This window comes from Pseudoflavonifractor capillosus (assembly GCF_016902575.1).
Lineage (GTDB): Bacteria > Bacillota > Clostridia > Oscillospirales > Oscillospiraceae > Enterenecus > Enterenecus capillosus_A.
Genome location: NZ_JACSNZ010000148.1, coordinates 1 through 270, shown reverse-complemented (window position 1 = coordinate 270; position 270 = coordinate 1). Strand labels below are relative to the sequence as shown.

Genomic DNA, 270 nt, shown 5'->3' with positions numbered 1-270 from the left:
CGGCTCTTTGACAGGCTTGTTCCCGTTCCAAATTTGCCACATTCTCCTGCCAGTAGCGTACACCGCCGCCCTCTGTGATCCTGCAGAGAGGGTGTCCATCCCACTCCACAGGTAACAGACTATCCTGTTCTGCTTGGGTGGTGAATCCTTCTCGCTGAAGGACTCTGCGTAGCTCCTGAAAAAATACTGCTCGATCCATTTTGATTACCTCCTTGGGCTTAGCGCCCTTTTTGAATTTTGCTGGAAATGAAAAAAGGCGCCAATCTGATG

Annotated in this window: 1 pseudogene; it reads right to left on the bottom strand. The window is 50.4% G+C overall.

The window, feature by feature from the left end:
- Positions 1-199 (bottom strand): annotated as a pseudogene (locus H9X86_RS12280) (hypothetical protein); the annotation flags it as partial.
- Between the last annotated feature and the right edge of the window lie 71 nt (positions 200-270).